At 46.7% G+C, this 1,549-nt stretch carries 2 protein-coding genes; one reads left to right on the top strand and one right to left on the bottom strand.

Annotation, left to right across the window (positions count from 1 at the left end):
• The coding region (locus R8N46_RS24620) for an ExeA family protein (protein ID WP_318189701.1) at positions 1 to 1,345 on the bottom strand (1,345 nt) is incomplete at its 3' end.
• A gap of 138 nt (positions 1,346 to 1,483) precedes the next feature.
• On the opposite strand from R8N46_RS24620, the gene R8N46_RS25800 reads away from it, so the two are divergent.
• On the top strand, positions 1,484 to 1,549 hold a 66-nt coding region (locus tag R8N46_RS25800), incomplete at its 3' end, for a hypothetical protein (RefSeq protein WP_412079896.1).

The following is a 1,549-nucleotide window of genomic DNA, read 5'->3' as shown; positions in this document are numbered from 1 at the left end:
TAATGATGTTGCCCTGCCACATTGGTTTCAGCCACGAAACAGGTAAACGTAGACGCTGTTTGCCATTGAGCACTTCTACTTGGTCGTTGCCAACTGCATACAAAATCACGTAACCAACATCGCCTTGATAATTCAGCTCTAAAATAACCGGTCGATTTTGCTGCATCAGCAAGGGCCACGTTGCCATTTTTCTTTCACAACGCATGGTGGATTGAGGCTCAGACAAGCAAAGATTATCGCGCACTGATGCTCGATATCCCCAAAGGCGGTAAAGATCATTCACGGCAAGATTGGATTGTTTCTGCGCCAACAGCATATCGCGCTGTGCATCAGTTAGCTGCTCACTTGCCATAAGAGGAGCAGGAGTAGACGAAGACGCAGCAACGGGGACTTCCGACATCGGAGTCTTAGGCTTCACTGGCATGTAATTTATTGCAGCCCAGCCAACACCAACCGCTGCCATTACACCAATAGCAGCCGACCCCCAAGCTGGCCATGTAAATGGCTGACGAGGTTTATCTTGCTGGTAAATGTCCGCCTGAAACTGCATGACTTCTTCGCAGGCTTGTTGCACCGTCTGTTTATCGACAACGACACTGCCCTGGTGATAACTCATATTCAATGCTTTATCACAAATCAGGTTGATGAGACGCGGAATGCCATGGCTATACTTCGCAATCAACTTGCTGGAACTGCGATGAAACAGTTGCTGATCACCACCAGCCGTGTGCAAACGAAACGCGATGTAATCCGCAGTCTCTTTCTCATCAAGAGGTAACAGATGATAACGGCCAGTGATACGCTGTGCGAGCTGACGCAACTGCGTAGTCTGTAACAAGCGTTGCAACTCTGGCTGCCCTACCAACAGCACCTTAAGCAGCTTTCTGGTATCGGTTTCTAAGTTCGTTAACAAGCGCAGTTGCTCAAGTACATCGGCAGCAAGATGCTGAGCCTCATCAATGACGAGCAACGTCTGCCAACCCACCTTGTGGTTACGCAGCAAATAATGATGTATGACTTGGTTTAGCTGTTTTAACGTCGCATCCTGCGGATAAGAGATCTTAAATTCATCGCAAATCGCTTCTAGCAGATCTCGGCTCGAAAAAGTCGGATTGAGAATCAGCCCCGCTTTGGTGCTTTCATCTAAATTCGCGAGCATGGCTTTGGCCACTGTCGTTTTGCCTGTTCCTACCTCACCGGTCAGCATGGCAAAACCACCGCCGTCGCCCAATCCCGCATTGAGGTGCGTGATCGCTTCTTTATGACGTTGGCTTAAATACAAATAACGTGAGTTTGGAACAATCGAAAACGGCTGTTCAACAAACCCAAAAAAGTCCTTATACATTAGGATCTCCAGCTAAAAACCCATCCCAAAAGAATCAAATATGATGTAAACATAGTTGCATCTGTTCTTGGGAGTAAAGAAAAGTACCATTGCTTGCTACAATGTCCAACGTCATATCCATAAATTCAGAGGTAATTCGTGCAAGTTTATTTAGTAGGTGGCGCAGTTCGAGATAAATTGCTCGGAATTGATAGTTATGACAAT

The sequence above is a fragment of the Vibrio sp. 1874 genome (assembly GCF_033344395.1).
GTDB classification, from domain to species: Bacteria; Pseudomonadota; Gammaproteobacteria; order Enterobacterales; family Vibrionaceae; genus Vibrio; species Vibrio alginolyticus.
The sequence above is the reverse complement of the archived record's forward strand: the minus strand, read 5'-3'. Positions and strand labels throughout refer to the sequence as shown.